We start from the raw sequence: 26298 nt of genomic DNA on the forward strand, positions 1-26298 counted from the left end.
GAGATGCTCATGGTCAGTTTATTTTCCAGTTCCGCCGCCATTGCGATGTTCTCCGCACTGATGCTGCTCACTGTAGACCGGAATATCTACAAATCCAGCGGATGGGTAAGAGAAAAAAAATACGCCTCCGCACTGGGATGGTGCTTTGCCGGTATTGCCTTAATCGTCGTCGTCTGGCGGATTATGATGATATAGCCGCCCTACAGCAGCCTGATGACCCCCACTCCCGGCGCTCCGTAGTATTTCTTAACTGCTCATGGTATATTGAGGAGTACATTATTAGAGGACGGAGAATGCTTCCATGAATACAAGACGAAATCCCAAAGATAGTTCCAAACGCGGCGCGAGACCGGGAACGAACGCCAAGGTTCAGCCTAAGTCCGGCATAAGAAGCTCTAATAGCAAACCGGGCGGCAAGCCGGGGGCCACAGCCAAGACACCCGCTCCAGTTAAATCGTATACAGTGACCGAACCTGCCGAGCTGCTGGCTTTTCTGCTGAAGACCGTCACAGGCCGTGGAAGAAATTCCATCAAATCAATGCTCTCCCGGGGGCAGGTGTCTGTGAACGGCAAGGCAGTGACCAAACATAATTTCCAGCTGCACCCCGGCCAGACCGTTACCATTGACCAGGAAAAGCCGGCCCAGGTGAAGGAAATGATCGGACTGACGATTGTGCATGAGGATGACGATCTGATTGTCATTCAAAAGGATGCGGGTCTGCTGTCCATCGCCACCGGCGAAGACAATGAACTGACCGCCTACCGTCAACTGATGGAGCATGTACGCCTAAGCAACCCCCAAAACCGCGTCTTTGTGGTACACAGGCTGGACCGCGACACTTCCGGGGTCATGATGTTTGCCAAGAGTGAACCGCTTCAGCAAATGCTGCAGAATACGTGGAAAGACACGGTGAAGGAACGTTCCTATGTAGCTCTTGTCGAAGGTGTTGTCAAAAAACCGGAGGGAACCATCAGCTCCTGGCTGAAGGAAACCTCGACGCTCAAAATGTATTCCAGCCCCCATGAAGGGGATGGCCTGCACGCCGTGACCCACTACAAGCTTATTCAGGCCAACCGCCACTTCTCTTTGCTGGAGGTACACCTGGAGACCGGACGCAAAAATCAGATCCGTGTGCACATGTCCGATATCGGACATCCGATTGCCGGCGACAAAAAATACGGTGCAGAGACCAAAGCTGTGGGCCGGCTTGGACTGCATGCCCGCGTGCTCTCCTTTGTACATCCGACCACGGGAGAATTGCTCACCTTTGAGAGTGCCATCCCGAAGACATTCCTGAAATACTCTGCACCTGCACCAACGAACTAAAGTTTATTACGAACCGCAAATGGACAGGATTAAATGCTTCCATTCATCCTTAAAGGGGTGCTTATCCGGCTGATCAGTGGGATAAGCACCCCTTTCATTCGGCATTGGCGTGCCTCCGGTCCAGCAACATTTTCGCAGCAATTGGCGTCATGATACAATATAGAGAAACATAAGAAGGTGCCATTCATGTTCCATCCTACTGTCTTTGACAATATTAAAATTGCTTTTGAAAACCAGCTCTACGACTATGATAATCTGGACGGCATTCTAGTGATAACAGACCGGACCGATCTCCTGAACCTCGCGTTGATGTCCCGGGAGTTCAGCCTGTCCTTCAAGCTGACCGATGGCAGAAATGTCACCTCCGAGGTGGTGCTGCTCTCCTCTGTGAAGGAGCTCAGTGATGAAATTCTGGAAACTCCGGGCAGCGATCCCGGCTGCGGCCTTCTTTTGCGCTTCTATATGGAAATCGAGGATGTTAACGTCCAGTGTCCGGCGATTGAGGATGTCCTCTCCGCGATCTGGGGACCTGATTTCCAGCCTGTTCAATCCCTGAGTTACCTTTACGGACAGGATAGCGATACGTACAACAACTGCATCGAATTGCAGTTCAAGAGACAAATTACCGAAGATCAAATGGAGGATATCCCCAATCTTCTAAAGTTTCTTTTGCAAAGCGCTGAGGAGCTGGAAGACATCTAAATATTCCTATAAATGAGGTGATGGGTTCATGAGTTTCCTGCCAACCGCCAAAAGCAACCGCTGGTACATCTGGTTTCCCGTCTATGCCCTTCTTCTGTGGCTGCTGCTGACTCTACACCGTTTTATCCTGCTGGACAAGGAATTCAGTGCTCTCCTCCTCGGCCGTTATGCCGTGCTTGCGCTCGGCGTGTCCATCATGGTGAACGGCTCCGGCTGGCTCGGCGCAAGGCTGGTGTGGCTGATTACCACGGCAGGGATTCTGATCGGGCTGGGACTCATGATCTTCTACACCTACCGGGAAATGTCCGGATGGGAGGATCTGGCGGGCTTTCTCACGTTTGCCATGTTCACCCTTGGAGGCTTTGCGGCCGGCCTGCTCACGGAGGGGGTTTATTGGCTGGCCAGACGCAGGCACGGCGCATAATTCCTTTTGAACAACGAAGCTTTGTCAACCATCAGGACCACATGATAAGGGGGTAGCCCATGTCCAATTCCCTTCTGACCAAAAAAGCCCTCGCCCATTCGCTGAAAGCCCTGATGGAGCATGCCCCGCTGAACAAAATCTCCGTTAAGCATCTAGTGGATGATTGTGGGCTGAACCGTCAGACGTTCTATTATCATTTCCAGGATATTTTTGAGCTGCTGGGCTGGATTTATCAGACAGAAGCTGTGGAGAGCATCGCCCAGTACCGCAGCTACAGCACGTGGACGGACGGGTTTTACCGGATCTTTTGCTATATTGGGGCCAATAAAGCCTTTTGCTGCAATACGCTGGACTCTCTGGGCCGAACACATCTCGATGCGTATCTGTATGAAGTGACGAATGACCTGATTATGGGGGTTATTCAAGAGCTCGCGGGTGAACTGGAGGTTAGCGGTGAGGACAAGCGGTTTATTGCCAATTTCTATACGCTGGCTTTTACGGGACTTGTGATCCAGTGGATGCGCGGCGGCATGAAGGAAGAGCCGAAGGTGATCATCGATAAGCTCAGTGTGCTCATTGAGGGGAACTTTGCCAAAGCGCTGCATCAATATGCGAGTGGAAACGGTCTTACCGATCTCTAAGAGAGGCGATTTCCGTCGGAAAACCTTACACTTTGCCTCAAGTGACCAAATTTCATACACTTGCAGACTTTTGACCATACCCTCAGCGTCAGCCTTGGTTTACATTAGGGACAGCAACAGCAAACAGCAACCCTATGGAGGCGACTCACAGTGAAAAAAGAGTACGGTAACAGCCAGGTTTATTTTGTCGGCGGCGGTATTGCATCCCTTGCAGGTGCGGCCTACCTCGTCAGAGACTGCGACTTCCCCGGACAGAACATTCACATTATTGAAGAGATGAAAATCCTCGGCGGCAGCAATGACGGTTCGGGCAGCGGTGAACAAGGCTATGTCATCCGGGGCGGCCGGATGCTGAACGATGAAACCTACGAGAATCTCTGGGAGCTCCTGAGCACCATTCCTTCGATCGACCATCCGGGGCAATCGCTGCGGGAGGAAATTACAGCATTCGATGATGCCAACCCTACACACTCCAATGCCCGTCTGATTAACCGGGAAGGTGAAGTCGAGGATGTACTATCGATGGGCTTCGACATGGCGGACCGTCTGGCTATGGGCAAGCTGATTATCACTCCCGAAGACAAAATGGGCAAGGCACGGATCAACGACTGGTTCGGTCCTCATTTTTTCCAGACGAATTTCTGGTACATGTGGGCAACGACGTTCGCCTTCCAGCCCTGGCATAGTGCGGTTGAATTCAAAAGATACATGATCCGCTTCATGCATGAATTCCCGCGCATTCAAACGCTTGAAGGAGTCACCCGCACTCCTTATAACCAATATGATTCCATTATTCTGCCGCTGCACAAGTACCTTGAGCCTTTTGGCGTAGATTTCACCCTGAAATGTACAGTCACCGATCTGGATTTCAAGGACGGCGAAGGCATTACAGTTACGAAAATGCATGTGCTGCGCCAAGGTGTTCCGGATGTCATCGAGATTGGCGAAGAAGACCGCGTAATCATTACGAACGGCTCCATGACCGAAGGCTCCAGCCTCGGTTCGATGACAACCGCTCCGGGCCTGAACGGCAAGGGAAGCTCCTGGAAGCTATGGGAGAACATCGCCGCCAAGAAACCGGGTCTCGGCAATCCCTCCCCTTTCGACGATCATGTGGACGGCTCGAAATGGGAATCGTTCACCGTAACATTCCAGGACTCGGCATTCTTTGATCTGATGGAAAAGTTCACACGCAACCGGGCCGGTACAGGCGCTCTTGTCACCTTCAAGGATTCCAGCTGGTTCATGTCTGTGGTGCTGGCGTTCCAGCCACATTTCCGCAATCAACCAGAGCATGTCAAGGTATTCTGGGGCTACGGGCTGTATCCGGACAAGGTCGGCGATTTCGTAAAAAAGAGAATGTGCGACTGTACCGGGGAAGAAATTATGCAGGAGCTGATCGGCCACCTTCATTTCGAAGCGCACAAGGAAGAGATCATGGCTACCGTGAGCTGTATCCCTTGCATGATGCCATACATTACCTCCCAGTTCATGCCGCGGCTGAACAGCGACCGGCCGCAGGTCGTTCCAGCGGGGTCAACCAACCTCGCCTTTGTCGGCCAATACTGCGAGATCCCGGACGACGTGGTATTCACCGAGGAATACTCCGTCCGGGCAGCCAGAATTGCCGTGTACACGCTGATGGGTGTGAACCGCCCTGTGGAACCGATCAAGCAGCATCACTATGATGTGCGGACGTTGTTTACGAGCTTTGTGACTTCGTTCAGATAACTGCTGACCGTAGCCGTTGCTTTTCCCTTCATCCAAAAGCCCCCTCACCGTTAGCCATTTCTAACGGGAGGGGGCTTTTGTGCAGCTTCATGTAAGCACTATTCATTCATCCGCTCCAAGACAGGATGCCCTGGTTTCGGTCGGGTATTCAAAATCAGATACTGCAGGAGCCGTCGTCACAGCCCTCGGCATCTGCTGCTTTGGACTGGGGCTTACCGACAACCTGAAGCTCAGGTGTATTTTTCTCTTCAGCCCAGACTGTATCCAATACTTCGGAGAATACCGGCCCCGGCTGAGCGCCCGAAACGGCATATTTATTATTGAAGACAAAGAAAGGTACGCCTGTGATATTCAGCCGTTGTCCTTCCGCAATATCAGTGTTCACCGCATCGGCATAAGCGTCTGTCTCCAGCATAGCCGCTACATCTGCAGCATCCAGTCCAACCTCGGCTGCCAGGGAAGCCAGCTCCTGACGGTCTGCCAAATTATGCCCATTGGTAAAATAAGCCGCCAGCAGCCGCTCGGACATCTCGGGACCTTTGCCTTTGGCGGCAGCATAGTGGCCTAAACGGTGGCTGTCAAACGTGTTTGTATTCTGCACGATATCAAAGTTGAAATCCAGACCAACCCCTTTGGCTTGTTCTGCGAGTTGAACGTTCGTCGCTATCGCTTTCTCACGGGTCATGCCATATTTGGCAGCCAGCATATCATAAATATCCATGGTTGCCTGAACCGGAGCATTCGGATCGAGCTGGAAGCTGCGGAAGACCACCTCTACCTTGTCTTGGCCTTCGAACTGGCTCAATGCGTTCTCCAGTCGTCTTTTGCCGATATAACAGAACGGGCAGGCATTATCGGACCATACATCTATTCTCATAGGGATTCCTCCTAAAGTTAAGTAACTAAATATTTGTCACTTACAATTGTATAGTTAAAAACCGAAAATTACAAGTATATTTCACACCTTCGGCCTTACCTTCTCCAAATATGCACCGAATCCGCAAAAAAGCGCCTCACTCCGCAAAAAGCCTGCCGGCATTCTTTGCGGAGCGCAGAGCGCTGTAGGATCAGTTTATATTAGGTTCTACACACGTTACCACGTTGTATTCGGGCTGTTCAGACGGGGGTGCTCAGCTTCGTTGCAAAGCCGTCCCCGCCGAATTGGGCCGGCAAAGGGTCAAGCCCCAGACTCTCCTGCAGCAAATTATACAGCCTGGCACCGATGATCTCCTCAGAATAGTCAGAGCGGACGATCTGCAAGGCGGCTTCCCCCATTTCTGCACGCAGCTCCGGATTGGCTAGCAACGTATCGAGTGAGGCAGCGAGTGCGGACGGGCTCAGCCCTTCAGCAAGCAGGCCGTTCACCCCATGCTGCACCAGCCCACGTACCCCCATTACATTAAAGGCAACCGTCGGCAGCCCGCAGGCACCAGCTTCCAGAATGACCAGCGGCAGCCCTTCATACCGTGAAGGCAGTACGAAAAGCTCGGAAATGCTGTAGTAGCTGGCCAGGACCTCCTTGTTGCGGATCGTACCGAGAAGAATCATACGGTCCTCAAGACCTTTTTCAGCAATCAGTGCCTTCAGGCTCTGCTCATCGGGCCCGCCGCCGGCGATCAGTACCTTTAGGCCCGGAATGGAACGCAACTGCTCCATGGCCTGAACCAGCAGAGAATGTCCTTTTTGGTGCTCGAACAATCGCCCTACGGTGATAATATATCTGCTGTCCGGGTCCAGGCCAAGCGCCGTCATCGCCTCTTCCTTGTCCCGCTTGTAAAAGATCGCCGAATTCACAAAGTTCGGCAGCAGCCGAATCCGGTCCGCGATGTGCGGGAAATGGCTTACCATGCTTTTCTGCTCATCCTCATTAAGTGTGGTCAGAAAGGAAGCCTTGTGCAGCGTATGTTTTTTGATTGGCAATATCCATTTATGAATGCTGCCTCCGTGGTATGCGGCTATGATCGGGATGTTCAGCTGCTTGGCCGTTGAAGCCAGCCGTTCAAAACGTCCGGAAGCATATTCCTGGGCATAGATCAGATTAATCCCATCCCCCCGCAGAATCCCGGCCAGGTCCTTTTGAATGGTGGAGATATATTGGGAGATAAATTTACCGATGGGCGTCCGGTGCGAGTGCGGGATCAGACAGTACGTTTTATAAAGTCTCCCTACAGGAATAAATTTAACCGTGCAATCCACCATGCCATGCTGGTAAGTTCTGACCTCATCACCGACACGGGTGAAGTTATAAATAGTGGTACGGATTCCTTTGGTTTGCAAGAGACGCGCATAATCGAATGAAAAATCGTTATGATACGAACTTACATATTCCTCTTCACTGAGACCCAGGCCCTTCACGAAGAAATCTTCAAAGTAATTAGTATGCATAAAGATCCCGACATGCATAACGTCTCCTCCTTAAAGTTTTGATAGCATAAGCCTCCTTGAACGCACTTCGCAAAACTAACTTAGGAAGCATAGGCTTAAAGTTTTGTAAGCATAGTTCATATTACTTAAAATCAAATGCAACTTATTTCCTAATAATTATAATCGCAAACGCTATAAAAAAAAGTAAACGAAAGTGGTATATACGGCCTACCTGAAGGGGGGTAAACTTAGAGCAACAAGAACTCTCGGTGTATTATATTCTCGTAAAGCGGACGCTTAAGGCGTCCCGGAAGGGGTCAGCGGCATGCATGATGTGTCTATAGTCATTCCCACGCGCAACCGGATCAAAGATCTTACGCTGTGCATTGAGTCCATCGGCAGGCAGACCGAACTCGAAGATGTCTCGATAGAGCTGCTGATTGTAGACGATGGTGATATTGAAGAGTCTGTCCTGGAGTATTTCCGCAAGGTACTGAACCGGATGCCTCAGGCAGAGCTGCGTTATTACCGCAAAACCAAACCCGGCGTTTGGCTGTCCCGTTATGAGGCACTCGGACTCATTAACGGAGACATTCTGCTCAGCTTCGACGATGATGCCGAACTGGATGATCCGCTGTACATCCGCCGGATGCTGGATACCTATGCGGCGGACAAGTCGATCGTCGGCGTCGGCGGCATAGCCAAAGGCATGTCCAGCAGCAGATCCGGCAAACTGCTCGGCATGCTGACCTTCCAAATGTCGGCTTCGCCAGGCAGATTGTCTGCCAGCACCCTTGCCGGCTCCCTGCTGCTCTGGGGGGAAACCCGGGACACCTTTGAAACAGATTTTTTCCATGGCTGCAATATGTCATTCCGCGCTTCGGCTCTTAAAGACATGAAACCTTATCCTTGGATGACCAGCTATGCAGTGGCTGACGATATTTATATGTGTCATCTGGCCAGCAAGTACGGCAAGCTTGTAATCAACCCGGATATGAAAATCACCCACCATGAGTCTCCAAGCTCCCGCGACAAAGCAGGACGTGTGGCACGGGCGACGGCGGTCAATCATTATTACCTGCTGAATCTGCGCAAAGCTCCGGTGAAAAATTACGCCGCGCTGCTGTGGACACTGACTTATCTTACCGGTAAGTTTACGCTGAAACGCAACTTCAATGCAGTTTCAGGCTATGTCAGCGGCATTCTCTTTGTACTGAATCCCCGTAAGGATAAGTACCGCGAATATATGCTGGACTAACAGAATAAATCTTAATTTCTAAATAATACAGCAAAAACTCCCGTTCCCCTTCTTCAGGGGCGGGAGTTTTTGCTGTATGCCTGCTTGCATGCCTGCTTGCATGCCTGCTTGCATGCCTGCTGTGGTTCTGTGCTCCCCGTTGCTCAAGCCGTCAGCTCTTTCGGAGCAGCTGTGGTACGCTTGGTCTGGCGGGCAAAATACAGGAATGTAAGCACTAGGGAAATTACAGCATAGGTAAGCAAATATATGATTTGCTGTCCCATCAGCGCGTAGTCACCGGTGCCGACAATTGCCTTGTAACCGACGATGCTATGCGTCATGGGGAGCCAAGGATTGACCTTCTGCATCCAGTTGGGCAGCAGCTCCAGCGGAAAGGTGCCTGCACTTGAGGTTAATTGGAAGATCATCAGGACAATCGCCAGGAAACGCCCCGGATTATCCAGCCAGGTAACCAAGGCCTGCACAATCATGGTGAAGGTGAAGCTGACAATCAGCGAGAACAGGAAGAAGAGGGGAACGCTCTGAACTTCCAGCTTCAGACCATATAGCAAGATTATATCGGCAAGAACCGATTGGAGAATACTTACCATTACGAAGGTGAGCGTCCGGCTGACGAATCTGCCCATCGGCGAAGCCCCCGGCACATTCGAGTCCCGCAGCGAGAACACAGTGGTGAACACGAGCGCCCCCACAAACAGGGCTAGCGATAAGAAATACGGAGCGATTCCCAGTCCGTAGTGATCCAGCTTGTGACCGGTCTTCTCTGTCAGCTTCACCGGTTCAGCAAACATATTCACGGTGTTATCCCCGGATTTCACACTGGAGGTGTCTGCTGCAGCATCATTCAGCTTCTGCGCCAGCTCACCGCTGCCGCTGGCCAGCTTGCCTGCACCGTCCTTCAGTTCGCCCGCCCCATCATTCAGCTTGACGGCGCCTTCCGAGAGACCGTCCACACCTCCAGTCAGCTTGGTTAATCCTTGCTTCAGCTGCAACGCGCCTTTGTTGAGCGCCGTTGCCCCGGTAGCCAGCTTGCTTCCGCCCCTGCTAGCCTCATCCAGCTTCTTGCCGAAGGCCTGCATTCCTGCGGCCAGCTGAGCACCGCCATCACTGAGCTGTGTGGCGCCTTGGGCCAATTGCTGCTGTCCCTTGTCCAGCTGCGTGCTGCCGGCGAGCAGTTGTGCCTGCCCGGTGTGCAGCTGCTGACTACCCGCGGCAACCTGACGGCTTGCGGCCAGCAGCTGCTGGAACTGTTCACTCTCCTGCAGGCCGGGCGTAGCCGCCATCATCTGCTCCAGTCCCTTGGCGACCTGATCTGCACCGGCAGCAAGCTGGCTGCTGGCCGCTTCGGATGCAGTCAGCCCCTCCTTGAGCTGGCTGCTGCCATTCTGCGAAGCCAGCAGTCCTTCTTTTAACTGCGCCGCGCCGTTCTGTGACTTCACAGCACCATCCTGCAGCTGCTGCTGGGCCTTGGCCAGCTGGCTTAAGCCGCTAGCAAGGTCCGTCGTCCCTTTAGTCAACGTGCCTGAGCCCTGATTCAGACTACCCGCCCCGTTATACAGCAGCTTCAGTCCGCTTTGCAGCTCAGAAGTGCCTGTGGCAAGCTTGTTCAGGTTGGTCTTAAGCGTGGTCAGCCCGTTAGTAAGCTTCCCTGCTCCGTCCTTAAGCTCGGTTGCACCGCCGCCGGCGTTCCCAAGGCCTTCAGAGATCGTGTCTACCTGCTCGAACATGCTTCGGGTATACGCCGCTGTAATCTGGGTAGACAGCTTCGACTTCAGTTTACTCATCGCGCTGATGCCGATTTGCCCGGCTACAAAGTTATAATCACTGTTCGGCTCGAACACAATCTCTGCCTGGACCGGATGATCCTCGGTTAAGGTAGTCGCATTTTCCGAGAAGTTGGCAGGAATAGTAACCGTCATATAATAGCGGTTATGGGCCATGCCATCCTCCGCTTCAGCCGCATCAACGAAATCCCACTTGAAATCACTATTATCCTTCAGCTCATCGACAAAATCCTTGCCCACGTCCATGGTCTTGCCCTCGTAGACAGCTCCCTTATCCTGGTTGACCACGGCCACAGGCAGCTTGCCCGTATTGCCATAGGGGTCCCATGAAGCATCGACCAAAAAACCGCTGTACAGCATCGGCAATGCCGCAACACCCAGCAAAGTGAGCGCAAGCATCGGCTTCGTCACCAGGATTTTCAAATCCTTCAGAAATACAGTAATAGCTTTCATTGCCGGCACCTTCTATCTCTTTTTTGTAAGTTCATGAAAATTTTCACAATCAATCATTATTATCGGAAAAAAATAGCCTTTTCAGGCCGGGTGGCTTGGCTTCTACACGAGAATACCCTTCGAAATAAACAAAATCATGTGCTCCTTAATCCGGTTTTTGTCCAGGGGCTCATGCCCTTTGTTCCATTCAGTAGTCAAAGCCAGATATAAACGCAGGATCATAAACGCCACCACACTTGGATCACACGGCTTCACTTCTTCCCGCTGGATGGCACGCTCAATCTGTTGCCGCAGAAAATCGAGCGCATATTCCTCCATCCGTTTGACCCCTTCAAGTGCCTGGACGGTACCGATATCGCGCACCTCCTGCGCCAGCTTGACGAACAGCTCATGGTCCGAGCGGAATTCCAAAATGGAGTCAAGCAGATTGAGCAGCTTTTGAGTAAACGTGTGATCTTCTGAAGCCAAACGGTTCATAACCGAGGTCAGCTCCTGGGAGGCCTTGTCTAGAATTTCCTCAAACAGCTCTTCCTTGGTTTTGAAAAAGGTATAAATCGTACCCTTACCAACATTCGCGATCTTGGACACTTGATCCATAGTCGTGGCTTTATAGCCAAACTGCACAAAGGACTTTGTCGCCGCCTGCAGGATTAATGCTTTGCGGTCGATGGACATGGTTCAAGCTCCTTTCCTTCTAAAGAATCAGTCTAATTTTGACTAAATTTTTATTTTGGTCAGTCGGTCATAAAACAATTTAACATGTCTGCGCCCAAATGACAACAATTTTAATTAAATTCCATCTGGTGTATGAATCTCATCTATTTCTTATGCCCAAAATGTTATGAAATAAGTATCCATTGCCTCCATATCTGGGGTATGATAAAAAAGATGTGATCAAGAAACTAACTTTATGGATGGTGGAATATGTTTAAGAACAAAAAATCGGCACTTGTCCTGCTCGCTCTCGTCATTGTCATGGCTCTTGCTGTCTCAGCCTGCAGCAATAATAAGGACAAGAACAGCAGTCCCAAGGAAACCTCCGGCGGTGCAAAGGTTGCTACGGATGGGGGAACGAAATCCCTGGAGCAGACGTTTTATATTTATGATACTGTCGTGAATATCAAGGTGTTCGGCGACAAGGCAGAACAGAAAAATATGGATGACATTCAGCAAATGCTGGAGCGCATGGATAAAGAGTTCAGCCGGACTAAAGAAGACGGAGAACTATATGCCGTGAATAAGGCTGCCGGTAAAGAGGCCGTTGTTGTCTCCGATGAAACGCTGGATATTGTCAAGCAGTCGCTGAAATATGCCGAAAAAATGAACGGGCTGTTCGATCCGACCATCGGTCCGCTTGTAGATCTCTGGAATATCGGCAGCGGCGGAGAATCGGTTCCACCTCAGGCGGATATCGACAAAGCCAAAGCCTTGACCAACTATAAAGATGTAATTGTGGACGATGCCGCGAAGACGGTTAAACTGGCCAAAGAAGGCATGGTGCTGGATATGGGCGGGATCGGCAAAGGGTATGCCGCCGACCGGATTGCAGAATATTTGAAAAAGCAGGGTCTGGACAGCGCGATGATCAACCTTGGGGGCAGCAGTATTATTGCCCTGGGCAACAAGCCTAACGGCACTCCATGGAACATTGGTCTGCAGGACCCTGACCAGAGCCGGGGTACGCAGCTGGGAACCATTAAGATTTCTAACGAAGTCATTGACGCTTCTGGTGTATACGAACGTTTCTTCATGCAGGATGGTGTGCGTTATCATCACATTCTTGATCCGCGTACTGGCTTCCCATCCCAGAACGGGCTGAAAAGCATTACGATTATGAGCCCCAATGCAACGGATGCGGATGCCCTGTCCACCGGGGTGTTTCTCATGGGTCTGAAGGACGGCATGAAATATCTTGAGTCGCTGCCGGAAAAAATCGATGCCTTCTTCATCACGGACGACAACAAGATTTACGCGACCTCGGGACTGCGGGATCGATTGCAGCTGACTGATCCTACGTACACTTTTGCCAATTAAATATCACCTGTTAGTAGAATCAGCAGATAACAGCAAAAGCGGCAGAGCCTGGGCTCCGCCGCTTTCTTTTTGCTGCGTATAGTATAAGGATGGGGATTCAAATCAATGGAAGCTCGCTGAATTCCCGGTAACTGGTGAAAATATGGCTTGGCTTATGCTCCGTTCCCGGCTGACGGCCGCGGGGATTATACCAGCACACCTTCCAGCCTGCCGCAAGCGCACCAACCACATCATTATCCCACGTATCTCCTACGTAGAGTGAATGCTCGGCCGTTGTCCCTGTTACCTTATTCACATGGGCAAAAATTGCCGGGTCTGGCTTAGCCAGTCCAACCGCATCCGAGATAAAGATCATATTCTCAGGGATCAGCTTGTCTACGCCGAGTCCGCGCAGCTTGCTCATCTGATGGTCCTGCGGGCCGTTCGTAATGATGCCTACTTTGTGGCCGAGGGAGATGAACCGCTGAAGCTGCTCAGCCGCGCCCTCAATCATCTTAATACTGTACTGTCGGCCGATATAGGCTGCCTGTATCTTCACCGCCTGTTCGCGTTCCAGTTCTATGCCATATTCCGCAAAAGCCAGCTCCAGCCGCCGCACCCGCGTTTCTTCTAACGCAAGCTCGCCCCGCAGATACTTCGGCCAGAGCAAATCACTATGATGTCTTACCTTGTAGAAAAGATCCGCATAGATCAAATAGGTCTCGTCCGGCTGCAGTACCTCGCGCACCGCCTCCCGGAAAGGCACCAGATGGTCGTACAGTGTATCATCCAGATCAAAAAATATGGCTAGCTCCCCATTGCTGTTATCCACGTTAACGCTCCTAACTTTCTTTTCACAAATGTAATTATTCCTTAGAATCGTAGAAAATATGGCGTGCGCTGATTTTGCCATCTTCAATTTCGAGGAGGCCGAAAGAGTATTGTTTCTCCCGCCGCTTGTCTGTAGGTGATCCGGGATTGAACAGCAGTATCTCACCCTCCAGCCGCTGCAGCGGCTGGTGCGAATGGCCGAAGAGAATGCAGTCTACCTGCTCTCCTTCAAAAGCAAGCAGCGCATTGCCGTCGGTTCCCTTGCGCGAATAGGGGGCATGTCCATGAATCATTCCGATCCGCTTGCCTTCGAGCGTAACGACCTTGCGCTCCCCGAACCGCTTGATTATCTCTCCTCCGTCGTTATTGCCGGCGATCCCCTCCACCGGGGCCAGCTCTGCCAGAAGATCATAAATCTCCAGCGACACCCAATCGCCCAGATGGAGAATGATATCCACCTTGCTGAATTCCTCCATAAGCACGGATGGCAGCCCCTTGGCTCTGCTTGAGAGATGCGTATCCGATACCACTCCTACCTTCATCTGCTTCAGCTCCTAATCTGCGAAACCTAATTTTCAGATAATTGTACGATCTGTAGGATCGAGAAGCAAGTACAGCAGTTACAGTGAGGATTTCATTAAGCGCAGAAACGGCTTATATCAACTGTTCATTTCCCCCGGTCCCGCCAGTTCCATAGACGCACTTCCCCAATACGGATATGGCTGACCCAGGGTTCCTCTTTTAGCTTTAACAATTCCTTTACCGGTCCGGTGACAACAGCTCCATAGAGCTGAACTCCGTGCTTTCGCAGATAGCTGAGCGCTCCGTCCAATTGGAGGAATGGGGCAGCCTTGAGGGTGAGCGATTTATGCTGCTGCAGAAGCTGCAGCGTCTTGATGAAGTTCTCGTCCCGCAGTTTGCCGTCCCCGTAGGATTCAACGGACGGATACGCCACACTTCTGGAGCTCACGCTGCTGAACCAGCCTGTCTTTTCCTTGGATTCCTGCAGAACTTTCGCATCAGACTCATGCCACATGGGCATGTAAGGGAACCCGAGTGGAGCAGTGGCAACCACGCTTCCGGACATCGGGCCGATATCAGCAGCAAACCACACAGGCAGCAGATTCAGCGGTTCAAGCTTTTTCAGCAGCGTATCTGTAGTGAACAATTGATCGAAAGACAAGTAGGCTTCGGCCACTGTGCCTTCGGGAAGCTTTTGCAGCTTTAGCCACTCTGCACGGTCATCCACTCCCCCGCCGGAACCCGCTGCCTTATCCGGGTAATAGAAATAATAATTCCCGGCGTTCCTCATATCCGTCCAATTCATCATACCTGGACCGGACAACCCGAAAAGATAATTCTGCGTATATTCCCCGGCATCCACCTGCTCCCCGCCGATTTGCTTCTGCAGCCTTCCAGATAACTCCATTCTAAAAAGGTTCTTGATGTTTGCACTCAGATTTACTATCGTATTGGGCCGGGAGACGGCTATGGCGGAGGACACAACATCACGGTAGATGTCTGTCCGGTCACCTGTGCTATAGAATAGTGTAGTAATTATGGTACTAATGATCATAAAAGCCAGAAGTGCCGCGAGCACGGTAAACGTATTTACAATCCGCGCTTTCCATTTACCCCGGCGGATTATTTTTTTGGCCTTGCCTGGCGGCGGAGCTGACTGAGGGGAAAGGGTTTCTTTTCGCCACCCGGGTGGCTGATCCTCCTGCTCCATCTGCTCCTCCAGATAGACCTGGTATGCCTCCAGCTTCTCCAGCTCGTGCTCCATTTCTTTGCGTTCTGCTTCCGGCAGCTTGCCTTCACTGTATTTCCGCAGCTTCTCCTTGAACTCCTCACTCATTGCCGTTCCTCCTCCACTCCACTTCACGCAGCGTTTGTCTGGCGCGGAATACGAGTATTTTGTATTGGGACAGTCCGATCGCCATGATCTCTGACGCTTCAAAATAAGACATTCCATGCACTTCATGCAGCAAAAGCGCATGACGCTGCCTCTCCGGAAGCTGGTCTACAGACAATGCTACCTCCTCCAAACGTTCCTGACGAAGCAGCGTTCCCTCTGTAGTATCCGGGTGGACCAGCTTATTGAAATAATCCGCATCTGTAATGATGCTCCTCTTCGCTTTACGCATATCATCCACAAAAGCATTGTACGCAACACGGAACAGCCAGGGCTTTATCTTATCTTCCGGGCAGTTTTCCAGGTACAGATAGGCACGGTAAAAGGTCTCCTGCATCAGATCCTCGGCAAGGTGATGATCATGACAAAGGGAGCGCAAATAGATGTATATATCCTGAACATAGATCTGATACAGCTCATCCAGCGAATTCGGCTCCATTCCCTCCCCCCTTACCCTATCCACGTATGAATTCGCCAAAAGTTACATTTTCGCCTCCATATCAGGAAAAATCATCCTAAAGACTAACGGGGCGAAGACCGGGGAACTTGTTGGAATAAGTGGTTTTGGGAACGATATCATTTGATTCACCATCGCTTTTCTAGGAGATTAAGGTTGGCAGCATGAGGTTCAGCATATCCAAACCGCATGAACGAGGCATCTGAGAGATTACCGGCTAGCTCAGTGTCATCTGCCAAGCGAAGTTCGATGCTATTAATGAGTAGTGTCAAGATGTCTGAACGGTCGAAGGGCACCACATGATGAGGTCTAGGAGGATTGACATTTCTATGGAAAGCAACAGATTTAAGGTCTTGGGCGAATTTCTGAAGTCCCGCAGGGAACGCCTTCAGCCTGAACAAGCCGGGATTCCGAATTCGTTCGGCCGTAGGAGAACTCCGGGGCTTCGGAGGGAAGAGGTTGCCATACTAGCCGGAGTGAGTGTCACTTATTATACATGGCTGGAGCAAGGGCGGGAGGTGGCGGCTTCCAAGGAAGTTATTGAAAGCATCGGAAGGGCGCTTCAATTATCCCCGGATGAACGGCTGCATTTGCTCCAATTGTGGAGTTCGGAGAAGCCCGATGTGCCTCCTCCGGGGACGGATAGTGTAAATTCCGAGTGGCAAGACATTATCGACCAAGTGCCTTACCCGGCTTTTATCGCCAATGACAGAACGGAAGTGCTCGCGTGGAACCGGGCGGCTTGTGAGATCATCGCCGACTTTCAGTCGATGTCCGACCAGGAACGCGTCCTCATAAGGATATTCTTCATGAACCCGTATTTCCGCAATCATATTTTGAACTGGGGAGAATTTGCATCATACTCCATGGCGGTGTTTCGCTCGTATTACTATCGTCATACAGGTGACGCTTGGTTCAGGGATACGGTCGAACGTTTGGCAGAAGAATGCGAGGAATTCGGCACCCTGTGGCGGCTGCACGACATCCAGCAGAAAAAGGCGAGCCGGTTCATCCTGAACCACCATCGGGCAGGCGAGCTGGCGTTTGAAATCAACACCTTCGTCAGACTGAACGGCAATACGGACCTTCATTTCTGTATCTATACGCCTGTCACGGGTACGCCTACAAAGCACAAATTAAAGGAATTTCTTGAAGCGGCCTTGCCCCTGATGACAGCTACGCTGGTACTACCCCAAACTGTTGTAGTTATAATTTATTAAATAATTTGAAATGACTTGCTTGTTTTCATGCCACCATAATATCGGCACTTCCCCAACTTTATTAAAGCCTAATTTACTAGCCAACTGGTTAGATGCATTATTACCAGAATCACAATCCCAATAAGGAATTAACTTACGTTGCCTACTTTGTTTAATAAATTCCTGACACAGAGTAAGAGCCAAACCTTGTTTCCTGTAATCTGAAAGTGTAATTATGTCTGGTTCAATATACCCTCCACCCAAATAGAAGGTGTTACATGCGCTTACAAAACCAGATTCATTCAAAAAACAGTAACCAAATGCTCTTTCAAGATATACCTCCGCTGAATCCCAAAGCAAGGCATACGAATCATCAATTTCCTTTACATATCTTTCATATAACTTCTCATTAATTCTCGTTAAAGGGAATGCTCCAGATTGAACATGTTGTTCATCAGGGGCTGTTGTAGTGTCACTAAAAATATAATGGGTTCTTCTTAACTCTACTGTATTGTCATTCAATGGGGCTTTAATAATAGAGAGCCAAGTACTTGAAGAAAAATATAAATCATAAAAATTAGCGTGGTTATCGGGATTGGATAAAAAATCAAGCAAGGAACGATTGAAAGTTTGATCTTCTTCATCTCCAAAAAGATAATACTTCCCCCCACGACTAGCAACTAATCCGGCAGTGGGATTGTCAAAATTATTAACGAATATCGTTCCTCTTTGATTAAGATCAATAACAGATTGAACAAAGACAAAAATAAATTCTTCTTCTTTATGAGCTATAAGATGACTTATCTTGTAGTACTCATTTGTTTTTAGTTCTATCATGTTTTATCATTCCTCTCTTCCAGTGGTTTCGGCTTTTCTTTATTTGGTCAATTACTTTATTATAGTTATTCTCATTACCCTTCAAATAAGTTTGAATGCGTGAGTATTCTGGCATTGTACTTACTTCGTTCTTTTAGTTACTTTGCGTGTATTTTACATAACGTATTATTGAGCGATCGTTTCCCGTTAGATTAAGTTTTTTGTGAGGAGTATTTCCAAAGGTTGTGTATCAAGTATTAAGCATCCTGCATCTTGGTAGCCTAGTTTTCTATAAAAATGTTGGGCTCCTTCATCAGCCTGAGTGGACGTCATAACCAGATTGAAGCCTTTTTGTATCATTTGTTCTTCCCAAAAGAGGACAACTTGCTTTCCTACCCCCTTGCCTCGATATTGTTCATCAACCCAAATCATGTTCAGGAAAGGGGTGTTGTCCCAAAAATATCCATACCTCATCCATCCGATATTACTTTCATCCGGATTACGAAGAATGTATACCTCATTTCCCTTTATTTTTGACAGTATTAAGCTCTCTGAAATATGAGGGTCACGGTTTCGTATGTATTCATAGTCTGAGTCAGTTGCAAAAACGATCCTCAACTTTATTCCTCCTTTATGCCACATTAGTATCTAATGGCATTCTAACAGAACACAGTTAAGCACGGACAATAAATAACGACTTTAATTAAACTATGCTGCCCGTTAATGTCCTCTTACCTTCATAACTCCAATTGCAATTCACGGTAAAAGCAGCCAAAACCATAATACTTAGGTAATTGGGAAGTACGTATAATAAGTAAATGGGAAGTTACCTATATAGTCCTCCTTTAGTTGAATATAGGTTTTTTGCGATGTTTTGTTATTTGTTCAAAAGAATAAGCTATGCGAATTAAGGTGGGTTCAGTAAATGCTTTTCCGGCAAAAGTAATGCCAAATGGTCTGCCGTTTGCTCCGTACCCTGCGGGGATAGCAATAGATGGATAACCAGCTTTGGCACATATATCCGCTCCAATATAAGTTGGAAACATTATCGCATCTAACTGATAACTATTTATCGCATAATCTATTCCTTCGTTCTGGGCTAGATATAAATCCATAATTGATTCCATGATATAGTCTTTATTTTTCAAGGGATCGGTTAGCCCTTCCCGGAATTCTAATATATCTTGACCATATTTCAGGGCTGCATCTGCATACTTTTCATTCCAATCGATGAGTTCGGACAATGAATGAACCGGCATGTGTGCCGGGAGGCGCTGCAAATAATTCTCCACTCCATGATTGAATTCTAAATTCATCTTGTTCCAATGCCATGGACCATGAAACGAAGGAATGTCGATATTTTCTACTACTTCGGCTCCTGCTTTTATCAATTCGGAGGATGCTTGATGAAATAGCTCCTCATTATATTCACCAGATTCACGCTGGGAATCTGGCACTTCACAAAAGACCCCAATTCTAGCTCCCTGTAGGCCATTCTTGTCCAAGAACGGTGTGTAGTCCTCTATAGCATGGTCATTACGCCAGGTTGCTGGGTCGCGCTCATCCCTTCCAGCTAATGCGTTAAGCAGAACAACCGCATCTGAAACCGTCCTTGCCATCGGCCCTGCTGTATCTTGTGAATAAGAAAAAGGAATAAGTCCTGAGCGGCTAATTAAGCCGATGGTCGGTTTAATGCCGACAATAGACATCTGTATGGCCGGACTTAGAATTGAAGCGGAGGTTTCTGTGCCTATCGCCGCCGCTGCAAAACTCATGGCCACCGCTGCTGCCGATCCCGTACTGGATCCGCCTACGAAAAAATCACCATAGGGGTGCGCGACCTGCCCCCCCTTTGAACTATAACCTGCCCACATCGTCGAGGAAATACCGTTAGCCCATTCTGTCATATTCGTCTTGCCCAAAATGATGGCCCCCGATTCTCTTAATCGGCGAATCAAGAAAGCGTCCCTCGTACTTACATGCTGTGCTAGTGCTAAAGCTCCCGCACTGGTACGCATCTTGTCTCCGGTTTCAATATTATCCTTAACGAGAATCGGTATGCCATGAAGCGGTCCTCTACTCCCCTTGCGCTGACGTTCTATATCGAGTGCTTCTGCGATGAAAATGGCATCGGGGTTAATTTCCATGATGGAATTTATGTGAGGGCCATCCTGATCATATTTTGCGATACGTGATAAGTAGCAAAACACTAATTCTTTTGAAGTAAATTCACCTTGTTCCATCGCATTTTGTAATTCGTATATACTTGCTTCTTCTATATCCAAATTCATCAGATTAAAGGGATCCTTCATATTCAAATCACGCCCCATCAGAAGTGTTATATTGTTTATTGCATTCAATAATACCACGATGGATAGACAATATAATCAGGATAAAATAAACATAATTAAACTATCCTGCCCGTTAGTGGAATAAAATCTGTTTGTAATCTATGGCACAGTTCATGCAAGTTTTTTTACATATAAAAGCTGCTCGGCTAGGAACTTCGCCGTTTCATAATTCTCCTACTCTTCATATCATTTTTCGAGGGGGTGATACACTATGGCAAATCCGGTTACCATAGGCTCCAATTGTATTGCACAAATAGGAAGTAAATTTTTTCTAATATCTGAAATTGAAGCGAAAACGACAGGGGTAGAAATAGACCCGATTTTCGCGGTTAGAACGACTACTGAACAAGCACGCCGTCTAATACGTGCGGGTGTAATGCGTTGCAAAATTCAAAATACTGTTCCAAGACCAACCCGCGGAAAAGAAGTTGAGCTTAAAGGAGTACTGTTCGCCAATGGGCAGATCTTTTCAGTATTCGACGTTGAGAACTCTACCGATGTAGCAGTGCTCGTTAGAATAAATGTGGCTCAAGCACAAAGACTGATTAGTAAAGGGGCACGCATTATTAAAGTAATTCGCCGTCCTTTTAAATGAATCTAACAACCCCCATATTTTAACAGGAGAATAGTAGTAGCAAGTCCTTTTATATAAAAGGGCTGCACTAAACTGCCCAATTAGTAAAGAAAAACAAAAGCGGTTCCCGCAAGAAACCGCTTTTTCTATCGTTTTCAGTTAGCTCTAAGCCATCGAGTAGTAAATACTTGCTAATTGTCGTAATTGTCGAAAGTGCGAAGTAACTTATAGTTTAATTTATCAAATTCTCTCATGAGATCTACGGCATTTCTAGAATATTTACTTTGTATATAGAACCTGCTGCAGGTATAAAAAAGGGACCATACTAATTCTTTTGAAACCATTTCTTCTTTATGAATGGATTCCTTGTAGGCATCCAACGTTGTATGAAGATGTTGAATCAAGCCGTGATCAATCAAAGCATTCCCATTTCCGCCTCCGTTCCCCCTTAACTTCACATAAAGGTCTGTACATATTTCCTTTAGGTCCTTCTCCAAGTCAGGTTCCACATGATACCTCCATTCTCAAATTAATTCTTATTTCTATCTTACCATTGACGGAACTATCCTTCCTCTATGAGGAATTGTGTTGAATTCTATTTATATCTGCCTGCCGGACTGAATTGAGCCCGAGGCGTGAATATTGTGTTATGTGAAGAACTATGGACTTTATTGAGTCAATTTACAAAAACTAATCAACAAATTACCACTCCCTCCATTCTTCTGTAATATCTTGATCCTCCTCAATTTCTAATCCAGCTAGCCTAGCTGGCTTGTCAATAAAATCAGCCAATTCTTCACGCTCCATCGTTTCAATAAAATAGCCATTGTCCTCATTCATTTCATTAAACGTAACTACAATTTCTTCCACAGCCTTCATAATACTCTCAGGATGTTTAGTTTCTTGTAATAATAATAATCGGTTTATAAATTTATCCAGGACTTTATCAGACATTAGTAATCTCTCTTTCGTAAAAAACTCATCTCCATCTACTGACATTCTCTCATTCCATAATTTAGCTGGTTTTTCGTTAAATAAGTTTTGTAACGTCATTGAGCATATCCCTCATTTCCTTGTTTTTTAATGGTATTTCACATAACGTTTCTGTCTTTATGACATCCTGGGTCGGTTTAAAAAAACATCGAGTCATCGCATTTTTTCACTTCCATCATGCCCAGTCAATATCCAATTAATATATCCATATTTTACTTGTCATCATTTTTGCAAACAAGTATTCTCTTCTGTTTTCTCACCCACCAGTGTGTTCCAAAAGCAACTTTTCCCCCTTGTATCTTTAGTAGAAGAAAATAAGCAAACAAAATGCATAAGCTCAAAATTTAATTGGACTAAATCAAAGAAATCTCACATCCATTATCCTGCCCATTAGCTTAAAGAAAAGCAACCGATCTTTTGAGCGGCTGCCTACTTGTTCCTATTGAATTAACGTTTTCCGTTAGTTGAGTCTAACAAATCTAATTATTGCTTTAGTTTTTACACTAAACTTGTTCATGCATATAAGGGAGTCAACGGAACAGGGTAACATCAGCGCCTAACAAGGCTAAACAAATTGCCTTCTTACCGTGAGAACCAAGTAGATAGAATACTTTCTTACCTGATGGATTACCTATGTACTTCAACCAATACCTTAAAGGGTGCCGAGGATCTGTTTTTAACGTTTGAGCAAATTCATTAGGAGATCCATGGTACTGTACCCAAGCCTGATAAGCTTTCCTTTCCCAAGCAGCCTTATTGGTAAGCGCAAATTTTTCCTACATATAGCCTCCTAGATAAATATTGTATTAGCGCTCGCTTATTATACTGCACTGGAATTAATTGTAAATGTAAATGATTGTACGGTCCTGCTGTTCCACAAATCTGCCGTTACTTTCAAAGAAAAAAGCAGACTGTCAATGCAATCTGCTCATTTCCGCTTATTACTAGGGAGATTCTTTAATTAAGTTGTAGAAAACGTATGATTTCACCATCAATAATTTCATCGCTAGCCCTCTGAAACCCCAAGGATTCATACAGGTTCCCAGCAATCAAGTTGTCAGGTTTGTGCCCGATCATTAATTTGTTACAACTATTCCCACTCATAAGATCAATTAATTTTTCCATTGCTAATTTGCCATAACCATTCCCTTGATGATTCTCATCAATCATGAGTGCAGGTATCCAGTGGTTACCGTCTTCGTCGGGGGTTTTACAAAAGACCATAAATCCGACTAGCAACGCCTCGGAATATATTGCACGCAACTCAAAATCATGAACGTATTTAGATTCTGCGATCCAATAGACAACAGGAGCTGGAAACACACTTTTTTGTTCTTGCTTTACATTTAACTTGGTACAATCGTACCAGTTCTCAAATGATACTGGCTTTAATTCAATAACCACATAAATTCCTCCGGAATTTTGATATCACAGAGGAATTCCTCTGCGACTATAATTGAACTTCCTCCCTAACAACCGTGACAGCAAAAATATTCTTCATACCTCATCACTCCCTTCAATAATGGACACTCATCCAATAGTATACTACTAATAAATTTTTTGCGATTAGTATAAAACTGTTATAAAAAAGATGTCGTGAGTCCTGTCTTAGTCTGATCATACGCCACGTTATAGTGACCTTTAGTTAAATAAGAGCAGCCGATCGCGTTTACTGACCGGCTGCCTTATCGTGTTTGAGCTAGCGTTTCGTTAGCATAACGGGATTTCGAGTTGCAAGTCAGCAAGGATATTTCCTAATTCTTGCCGAGCAACTCCATCTAAACTTTTTAGCGGTAACGGAAGACTCGGATTGTTGATCAGCCCCTGAATTTCCGCAATTGTAGCAACGACGCGTAAACTACCATACTTTTGAAACATCTGCCAAAGAGGGGCAAGAAAAGCAGATTGTCTCTCAGCATTGACCGAATTCCCGCCCAGAGCAGCACGGGTTATACTTATGCAAATATCAGGATACAAACCACCAAGTACAGAGTACCATGCCTCGCATCCAGCAGTTAAACCAACCACTGCATACGGATCTCCACTAGTTCCTATAGAGACATCCTTTGGTATATGGGCACGTAGATGTTCCACTCTCTGCTTAGCAGAATCGAAATCCGGTACCCCGGGTATCTTTATGGAATGGACTATTGGTAACCGCGCAATATGCCCATGCAAATGATCACTGAACCGGAATTGAGTTGTACTTGGGTTATCGTATACACACAATGGTATAGAAAGAGATTTTGTTACTGTCTCATACAGTGAGAACACCTCGTCATCAGTAAGTTGCTGATAGGAAACTGGCGCTAGGAGTACAGCATTCGCCCCTGCCTTCTGAGCATCTTCGGCTAATTGGAGAACATCACGTGTACGTAAAGCACTAATTCCAATCATTATTGGTATCCCCTCGGCGTACTCAATTGCGAGTTGAGTAACACGCAGTCGTTCTTCCCGATTGAGATAAACATAACTACCAGTCGACCCTAAAACTCCAATTGAATCTACTCTTGCTGAGGCTAAACGTTTGAGTAATTGCACTAAAGCCATCTCATCTATTCCGGTCTCATTCATTGGAGTAAGAGGAAATGCAGATAAACCTGTAAACATAATAAATACAACCTTTCAAAAGTAAAATGTCTTTTATTACGAGCATAAACCTCTCAAAAAAGATTAGAAGGTACAATTTTCATTTATTTGACTAGGCCAGTCTATTTTAATCTTCAACGTAAGCTGCCCTTTACTTCAATGAAAAAAGCAGACTGCCAATGCAATCTGCTTTTCCTCTATCATTTCCCATTACGTAATTGAAAGTAGCGTTCCCACCTTCACGAACCTTCCGGGGTTTAGTCTTCTCTTTCTCGATTAATCCACAATTACTAAGTTTTTATAATATGAGCCATCGCCGATGTTATCAGCGGACAACCATTCATAATAGCTTAATCCTAGTTTATTTGCGATAAAATAAGCTGGAGGCTCTTCACCAACATCTTCCGCTAAATCTAAAGCTTTTTCCAAGTCTTCAATTGAATTACCTTGCTTAATAATTAATTCTCTAAGGAGAACTATATCAAGCTTATCTTTCTCAATATGTAGTTCCTCAGTCCAATCGCACTTATATGTAGATATGAGTTCATCCTTCTCAAAAAATGATAGTGCCCATCCGTGATCTTCCATATATGAATAATGAACTAATAAGCCTGGATTTAGCGATACAATCGCTTTCCGGATACCAAATGCCGGTCCCTTAACAATAAAAGTCACCCAACCATTAGACTCAGGGGAAAACAAATCCTTTATTGTTTGAAGCTCTAATTAACTCAACGGCTTTTTGCTGATCGCTTGTCTGTAAATGATAACTTGCACTAAATTCGCTCATCATTCAGCTCCTAGAAAGTTTTTTATAGCGTACCACCACGTTCTCTTTTATGCCTACTAGCTCAATGGTTTTTCAAACATTTCGCTGAAATTAAGCGGAGAATTCATCAATAATTTCTACTACTTCGATTTGTCCGTTGATCAACAGCTCAGGAAGATTGTTATGTATATTGCCTTTCCAATATTCTCTGGCTTGTTCGATTTTTTGGGAGAACGGAATTCCATCTTCCTTTGGTAAAAGATTGCCGTCACCTTCAAAGATATTCCCAATGACCCGAAGTTTAACGATCTGCAGAACTATTCGATGGTAAGCATCGAATAGTTCTTTCCATTTCTGAGCGTCTTCATAGCTCTTCGCAGCATATAAGCAAGACAACCGTGAAGGATATTCAGGATATTCTTGCAATCTAACCATCTCACATATTGCTTCTCTAATAGCCCTGATTGTCTGCCCCATATATCTAATCGCTACATCTGCATTCTCTTTATCCATCTTTAAGCCGTCATTTGTATAATGACCATGCAAAATTTGAATCATATCTTCACCTTTAGAATTCATCTGTTCCTTCTCAAAAAAGAAGTGATATAAGGTGTTTTTTTGATTTTTGTCAAAGCTAATGATCTGCCCAAGGTCCATCTTTTTCCTAGTGACAATGTGATAAACATACAACTCGCTTCCTTGCATGGACTCCCCCCCTATTCACCATAGTTAACATAGGTAAATTCGGCATTTACCAGCATTATCCTGCCTGTTCATGTGCCTTGCGGTCAGTCTATCCCACAGCACAATAGTAGGGTAAGACGAGGGATTACTCCCTCGGACTCCCCGTCAAACCGTGCATGCGGATTTCCCGCACACGGCTTTCCTTCGTCAGTTCCCCATCTTCAGGAGTGAGTTTCCTTCATCCGTCGCCGGATTGCTTATTTCACTCCTGAATTAGGAACGTGTGGTGAGTAAGCTTGTTAGAAATACCATTCCGGCTGATTCCAGTACTTTGTTTGGTATCAGCCGGTTTGACACCGTAGATCTCTTTTTGCGCATAAAGGCTCGCACCCTCATTCGCGTCCATTGATCCAGACGTTCAAA

Annotated in this window: 27 protein-coding genes; 10 read left to right on the forward strand and 17 right to left on the reverse strand. The window is 47.1% G+C overall.

Translation table 11 applies throughout. The features are described 5' to 3' along the window. Nucleotides 1–9: 9 nt before the first annotated feature. From A3848_RS15730 to A3848_RS15755, 6 genes are all read left to right on the forward strand, one after another. A complete protein-coding gene (locus A3848_RS15730) occupies nt 10–195 on the forward strand; it encodes a CLC_0170 family protein (RefSeq protein WP_143186257.1) in 186 nt (61 codons plus the stop codon). A gap of 106 nt (nt 196–301) precedes the next feature. Then, nucleotides 302–1327 (forward strand): RluA family pseudouridine synthase, encoded by a 1026-nt coding sequence (locus A3848_RS15735; protein WP_074085869.1) that lies wholly within the window; start codon nt 302–304, stop codon nt 1325–1327. Nucleotides 1328–1513: 186 nt separating this feature from the next. Continuing rightward, nucleotides 1514–2029 carry a hypothetical protein gene (locus A3848_RS15740; protein ID WP_074085870.1) on the forward strand — a complete coding sequence of 172 codons (516 nt, stop codon included), beginning with the start codon at nt 1514–1516 and terminating at the stop codon, nt 2027–2029. A gap of 28 nt (nt 2030–2057) precedes the next feature. After that, nucleotides 2058–2453, forward strand: a complete 396-nt coding sequence (locus tag A3848_RS15745) for a hypothetical protein (protein WP_074085871.1) — start codon at nt 2058–2060, stop codon at nt 2451–2453. 59 nt (nt 2454–2512) lie between these two features. Beyond that, nucleotides 2513–3094: a dihydroxyacetone kinase transcriptional activator DhaS gene (gene dhaS / locus A3848_RS15750; protein WP_074085872.1), complete on the forward strand. Its 582-nt coding sequence runs from the start codon at nt 2513–2515 to the stop codon at nt 3092–3094. A gap of 150 nt (nt 3095–3244) precedes the next feature. Next, a complete protein-coding gene (locus A3848_RS15755) occupies nt 3245–4825 on the forward strand; it encodes an oleate hydratase (protein WP_074085873.1) in 1581 nt (526 codons plus the stop codon). 154 nt (nt 4826–4979) lie between these two features. Here the strand turns inward: A3848_RS15755 and A3848_RS15760 are convergent, their stop codons facing one another. Further along, nucleotides 4980–5702 carry a DsbA family oxidoreductase gene (locus A3848_RS15760; protein WP_074085874.1) on the reverse strand — a complete coding sequence of 241 codons (723 nt, stop codon included), beginning with the start codon at nt 5700–5702 and terminating at the stop codon, nt 4980–4982. A gap of 239 nt (nt 5703–5941) precedes the next feature. Further along, on the reverse strand, nt 5942–7228 hold the full coding sequence (locus A3848_RS15765; RefSeq protein ID WP_074085875.1) for a glycosyltransferase family 4 protein: 1287 nt from the start codon (nt 7226–7228) through the stop codon (nt 5942–5944). Nucleotides 7229–7514: 286 nt separating this feature from the next. Between A3848_RS15765 and A3848_RS15770 the strand changes: the two genes are divergently transcribed. Next, nucleotides 7515–8447: a glycosyltransferase family 2 protein gene (locus A3848_RS15770; RefSeq protein WP_074085876.1), complete on the forward strand. Its 933-nt coding sequence runs from the start codon at nt 7515–7517 to the stop codon at nt 8445–8447. Nucleotides 8448–8590: 143 nt separating this feature from the next. Here A3848_RS15770 and A3848_RS15775 read toward each other — a convergent pair whose 3' ends face one another. Together A3848_RS15775 and A3848_RS15780 are read right to left on the reverse strand one after the other, a co-directional pair. Continuing rightward, a complete protein-coding gene (locus A3848_RS15775; protein WP_074085877.1) occupies nt 8591–10684 on the reverse strand; it encodes a YhgE/Pip family protein in 2094 nt (697 codons plus the stop codon). 102 nt (nt 10685–10786) lie between these two features. After that, nucleotides 10787–11359 (reverse strand): TetR/AcrR family transcriptional regulator, encoded by a 573-nt coding sequence (locus A3848_RS15780; RefSeq protein ID WP_074085878.1) that lies wholly within the window; start codon nt 11357–11359, stop codon nt 10787–10789. Between the two features lie 249 nt (nt 11360–11608). On the opposite strand from A3848_RS15780, the gene A3848_RS15785 reads away from it, so the two are divergent. Further along, on the forward strand, nt 11609–12718 hold the full coding sequence (locus A3848_RS15785) for an FAD:protein FMN transferase (protein ID WP_074085879.1): 1110 nt from the start codon (nt 11609–11611) through the stop codon (nt 12716–12718). Between the two features lie 97 nt (nt 12719–12815). Here A3848_RS15785 and A3848_RS15790 read toward each other — a convergent pair whose 3' ends face one another. The 4 genes from A3848_RS15790 to A3848_RS15805 form a co-directional block, all read right to left on the reverse strand. Beyond that, on the reverse strand, nt 12816–13529 hold the full coding sequence (locus A3848_RS15790) for an HAD family hydrolase (RefSeq protein ID WP_074085880.1): 714 nt from the start codon (nt 13527–13529) through the stop codon (nt 12816–12818). A 34-nt stretch (nt 13530–13563) separates the two neighbouring features. Beyond that, nucleotides 13564–14070: a metallophosphoesterase family protein gene (locus tag A3848_RS15795; RefSeq protein ID WP_074085881.1), complete on the reverse strand. Its 507-nt coding sequence runs from the start codon at nt 14068–14070 to the stop codon at nt 13564–13566. Between the two features lie 125 nt (nt 14071–14195). Then, nucleotides 14196–15386 (reverse strand): anti-sigma factor, encoded by a 1191-nt coding sequence (locus A3848_RS15800; protein WP_074085882.1) that lies wholly within the window; start codon nt 15384–15386, stop codon nt 14196–14198. Continuing rightward, the gene (locus A3848_RS15805) at nt 15379–15882 is read right to left on the reverse strand and encodes a sigma-70 family RNA polymerase sigma factor (protein WP_074085883.1); all 504 of its coding nucleotides are present in this window, start codon (nt 15880–15882) and stop codon (nt 15379–15381) included. The genes A3848_RS15800 and A3848_RS15805 overlap by 8 nt, the downstream gene beginning before the upstream one ends. 347 nt (nt 15883–16229) lie before the next feature. Here A3848_RS15805 and A3848_RS15810 point away from each other — a divergent pair, with 347 nt between their 5' ends. Continuing rightward, entirely contained in the window at nt 16230–17120 is an 891-nt protein-coding gene (locus A3848_RS15810) for a helix-turn-helix transcriptional regulator (protein ID WP_143192409.1), read from the forward strand. On the opposite strand, the gene A3848_RS15815 is transcribed toward A3848_RS15810, so the two are convergent. The 3 genes from A3848_RS15815 to A3848_RS15825 form a co-directional block, all read right to left on the reverse strand. After that, entirely contained in the window at nt 17088–17936 is an 849-nt protein-coding gene (locus A3848_RS15815; RefSeq protein ID WP_074085884.1) for a GNAT family N-acetyltransferase, read from the reverse strand. The two genes, A3848_RS15810 and A3848_RS15815, sit on opposite strands and share 33 nt — an antisense overlap. Nucleotides 17937–18122: 186 nt before the next feature. After that, nucleotides 18123–18533: a GNAT family N-acetyltransferase gene (locus A3848_RS15820; protein WP_074085885.1), complete on the reverse strand. Its 411-nt coding sequence runs from the start codon at nt 18531–18533 to the stop codon at nt 18123–18125. A gap of 227 nt (nt 18534–18760) precedes the next feature. Next, complete coding sequence (locus A3848_RS15825; RefSeq protein ID WP_074085886.1) at nt 18761–20227, reverse strand: amidase family protein; 1467 nt, start codon at nt 20225–20227, stop codon at nt 18761–18763. 250 nt (nt 20228–20477) lie between these two features. On the opposite strand from A3848_RS15825, the gene A3848_RS15830 reads away from it, so the two are divergent. After that, the gene (locus A3848_RS15830) at nt 20478–20861 is read left to right on the forward strand and encodes a hypothetical protein (RefSeq protein ID WP_074085887.1); all 384 of its coding nucleotides are present in this window, start codon (nt 20478–20480) and stop codon (nt 20859–20861) included. Between the two features lie 170 nt (nt 20862–21031). Here the strand turns inward: A3848_RS15830 and A3848_RS15835 are convergent, their stop codons facing one another. The 6 genes from A3848_RS15835 to A3848_RS15860 form a co-directional block, all read right to left on the reverse strand. Then, nucleotides 21032–21349, reverse strand: coding sequence for a hypothetical protein (locus tag A3848_RS15835; protein ID WP_074085888.1), 318 nt, complete (start codon nt 21347–21349; stop codon nt 21032–21034). A 193-nt stretch (nt 21350–21542) separates the two neighbouring features. Continuing rightward, nucleotides 21543–21893 (reverse strand): hypothetical protein, encoded by a 351-nt coding sequence (locus A3848_RS15840; RefSeq protein WP_074085889.1) that lies wholly within the window; start codon nt 21891–21893, stop codon nt 21543–21545. An 897-nt stretch (nt 21894–22790) separates the two neighbouring features. Then, nucleotides 22791–23237, reverse strand: coding sequence for a GNAT family N-acetyltransferase (locus A3848_RS15845; RefSeq protein ID WP_143186180.1), 447 nt, complete (start codon nt 23235–23237; stop codon nt 22791–22793). Between the two features lie 306 nt (nt 23238–23543). Next, complete coding sequence (locus A3848_RS15850; RefSeq protein WP_074085890.1) at nt 23544–24443, reverse strand: dihydrodipicolinate synthase family protein; 900 nt, start codon at nt 24441–24443, stop codon at nt 23544–23546. Between the two features lie 255 nt (nt 24444–24698). Next, nucleotides 24699–25097 carry a hypothetical protein gene (locus tag A3848_RS15855; RefSeq protein WP_256702400.1) on the reverse strand — a complete coding sequence of 133 codons (399 nt, stop codon included), beginning with the start codon at nt 25095–25097 and terminating at the stop codon, nt 24699–24701. Nucleotides 25098–25302: 205 nt separating this feature from the next. After that, nucleotides 25303–25896, reverse strand: coding sequence for a DUF2441 domain-containing protein (locus tag A3848_RS15860; RefSeq protein WP_074085891.1), 594 nt, complete (start codon nt 25894–25896; stop codon nt 25303–25305). Nucleotides 25897–26298 lie beyond the last annotated feature (402 nt).

The organism is Paenibacillus sp. P32E (genome assembly GCF_001909085.1).
GTDB classification, from domain to species: Bacteria; Bacillota; Bacilli; order Paenibacillales; family Paenibacillaceae; genus Paenibacillus_AQ; species Paenibacillus_AQ helianthi.

Coding starts and splice junctions, on each gene's coding strand:
- A3848_RS15730 (WP_143186257.1), top strand. CDS start 10: ATGGTCAGTTTATTTTCCAGTTCCGCCGCCATTGCGATGTTCTCCGCA.
- A3848_RS15735 (WP_074085869.1), top strand. CDS start 302: ATGAATACAAGACGAAATCCCAAAGATAGTTCCAAACGCGGCGCGAGA.
- A3848_RS15740 (WP_074085870.1), top strand. CDS start 1,514: ATGTTCCATCCTACTGTCTTTGACAATATTAAAATTGCTTTTGAAAAC.
- A3848_RS15745 (WP_074085871.1), top strand. CDS start 2,058: ATGAGTTTCCTGCCAACCGCCAAAAGCAACCGCTGGTACATCTGGTTT.
- dhaS (WP_074085872.1), top strand. CDS start 2,513: ATGTCCAATTCCCTTCTGACCAAAAAAGCCCTCGCCCATTCGCTGAAA.
- A3848_RS15760 (WP_074085874.1), bottom strand. CDS start 5,702: ATGAGAATAGATGTATGGTCCGATAATGCCTGCCCGTTCTGTTATATC.
- A3848_RS15765 (WP_074085875.1), bottom strand. CDS start 7,228: ATGCATGTCGGGATCTTTATGCATACTAATTACTTTGAAGATTTCTTC.
- A3848_RS15770 (WP_074085876.1), top strand. CDS start 7,515: ATGCATGATGTGTCTATAGTCATTCCCACGCGCAACCGGATCAAAGAT.
- A3848_RS15775 (WP_074085877.1), bottom strand. CDS start 10,684: ATGAAAGCTATTACTGTATTTCTGAAGGATTTGAAAATCCTGGTGACG.
- A3848_RS15780 (WP_074085878.1), bottom strand. CDS start 11,359: ATGTCCATCGACCGCAAAGCATTAATCCTGCAGGCGGCGACAAAGTCC.
- A3848_RS15785 (WP_074085879.1), top strand. CDS start 11,609: ATGTTTAAGAACAAAAAATCGGCACTTGTCCTGCTCGCTCTCGTCATT.
- A3848_RS15795 (WP_074085881.1), bottom strand. CDS start 14,070: ATGAAGGTAGGAGTGGTATCGGATACGCATCTCTCAAGCAGAGCCAAG.
- A3848_RS15800 (WP_074085882.1), bottom strand. CDS start 15,386: ATGAGTGAGGAGTTCAAGGAGAAGCTGCGGAAATACAGTGAAGGCAAG.
- A3848_RS15805 (WP_074085883.1), bottom strand. CDS start 15,882: ATGGAGCCGAATTCGCTGGATGAGCTGTATCAGATCTATGTTCAGGAT.
- A3848_RS15810 (WP_143192409.1), top strand. CDS start 16,230: ATGGAAAGCAACAGATTTAAGGTCTTGGGCGAATTTCTGAAGTCCCGC.
- A3848_RS15815 (WP_074085884.1), bottom strand. CDS start 17,936: ATGATAGAACTAAAAACAAATGAGTACTACAAGATAAGTCATCTTATA.
- A3848_RS15825 (WP_074085886.1), bottom strand. CDS start 20,227: ATGAAGGATCCCTTTAATCTGATGAATTTGGATATAGAAGAAGCAAGT.
- A3848_RS15830 (WP_074085887.1), top strand. CDS start 20,478: ATGGCAAATCCGGTTACCATAGGCTCCAATTGTATTGCACAAATAGGA.
- A3848_RS15840 (WP_074085889.1), bottom strand. CDS start 21,893: ATGACGTTACAAAACTTATTTAACGAAAAACCAGCTAAATTATGGAAT.
- A3848_RS15850 (WP_074085890.1), bottom strand. CDS start 24,443: ATGTTTACAGGTTTATCTGCATTTCCTCTTACTCCAATGAATGAGACC.
- A3848_RS15860 (WP_074085891.1), bottom strand. CDS start 25,896: ATGCAAGGAAGCGAGTTGTATGTTTATCACATTGTCACTAGGAAAAAG.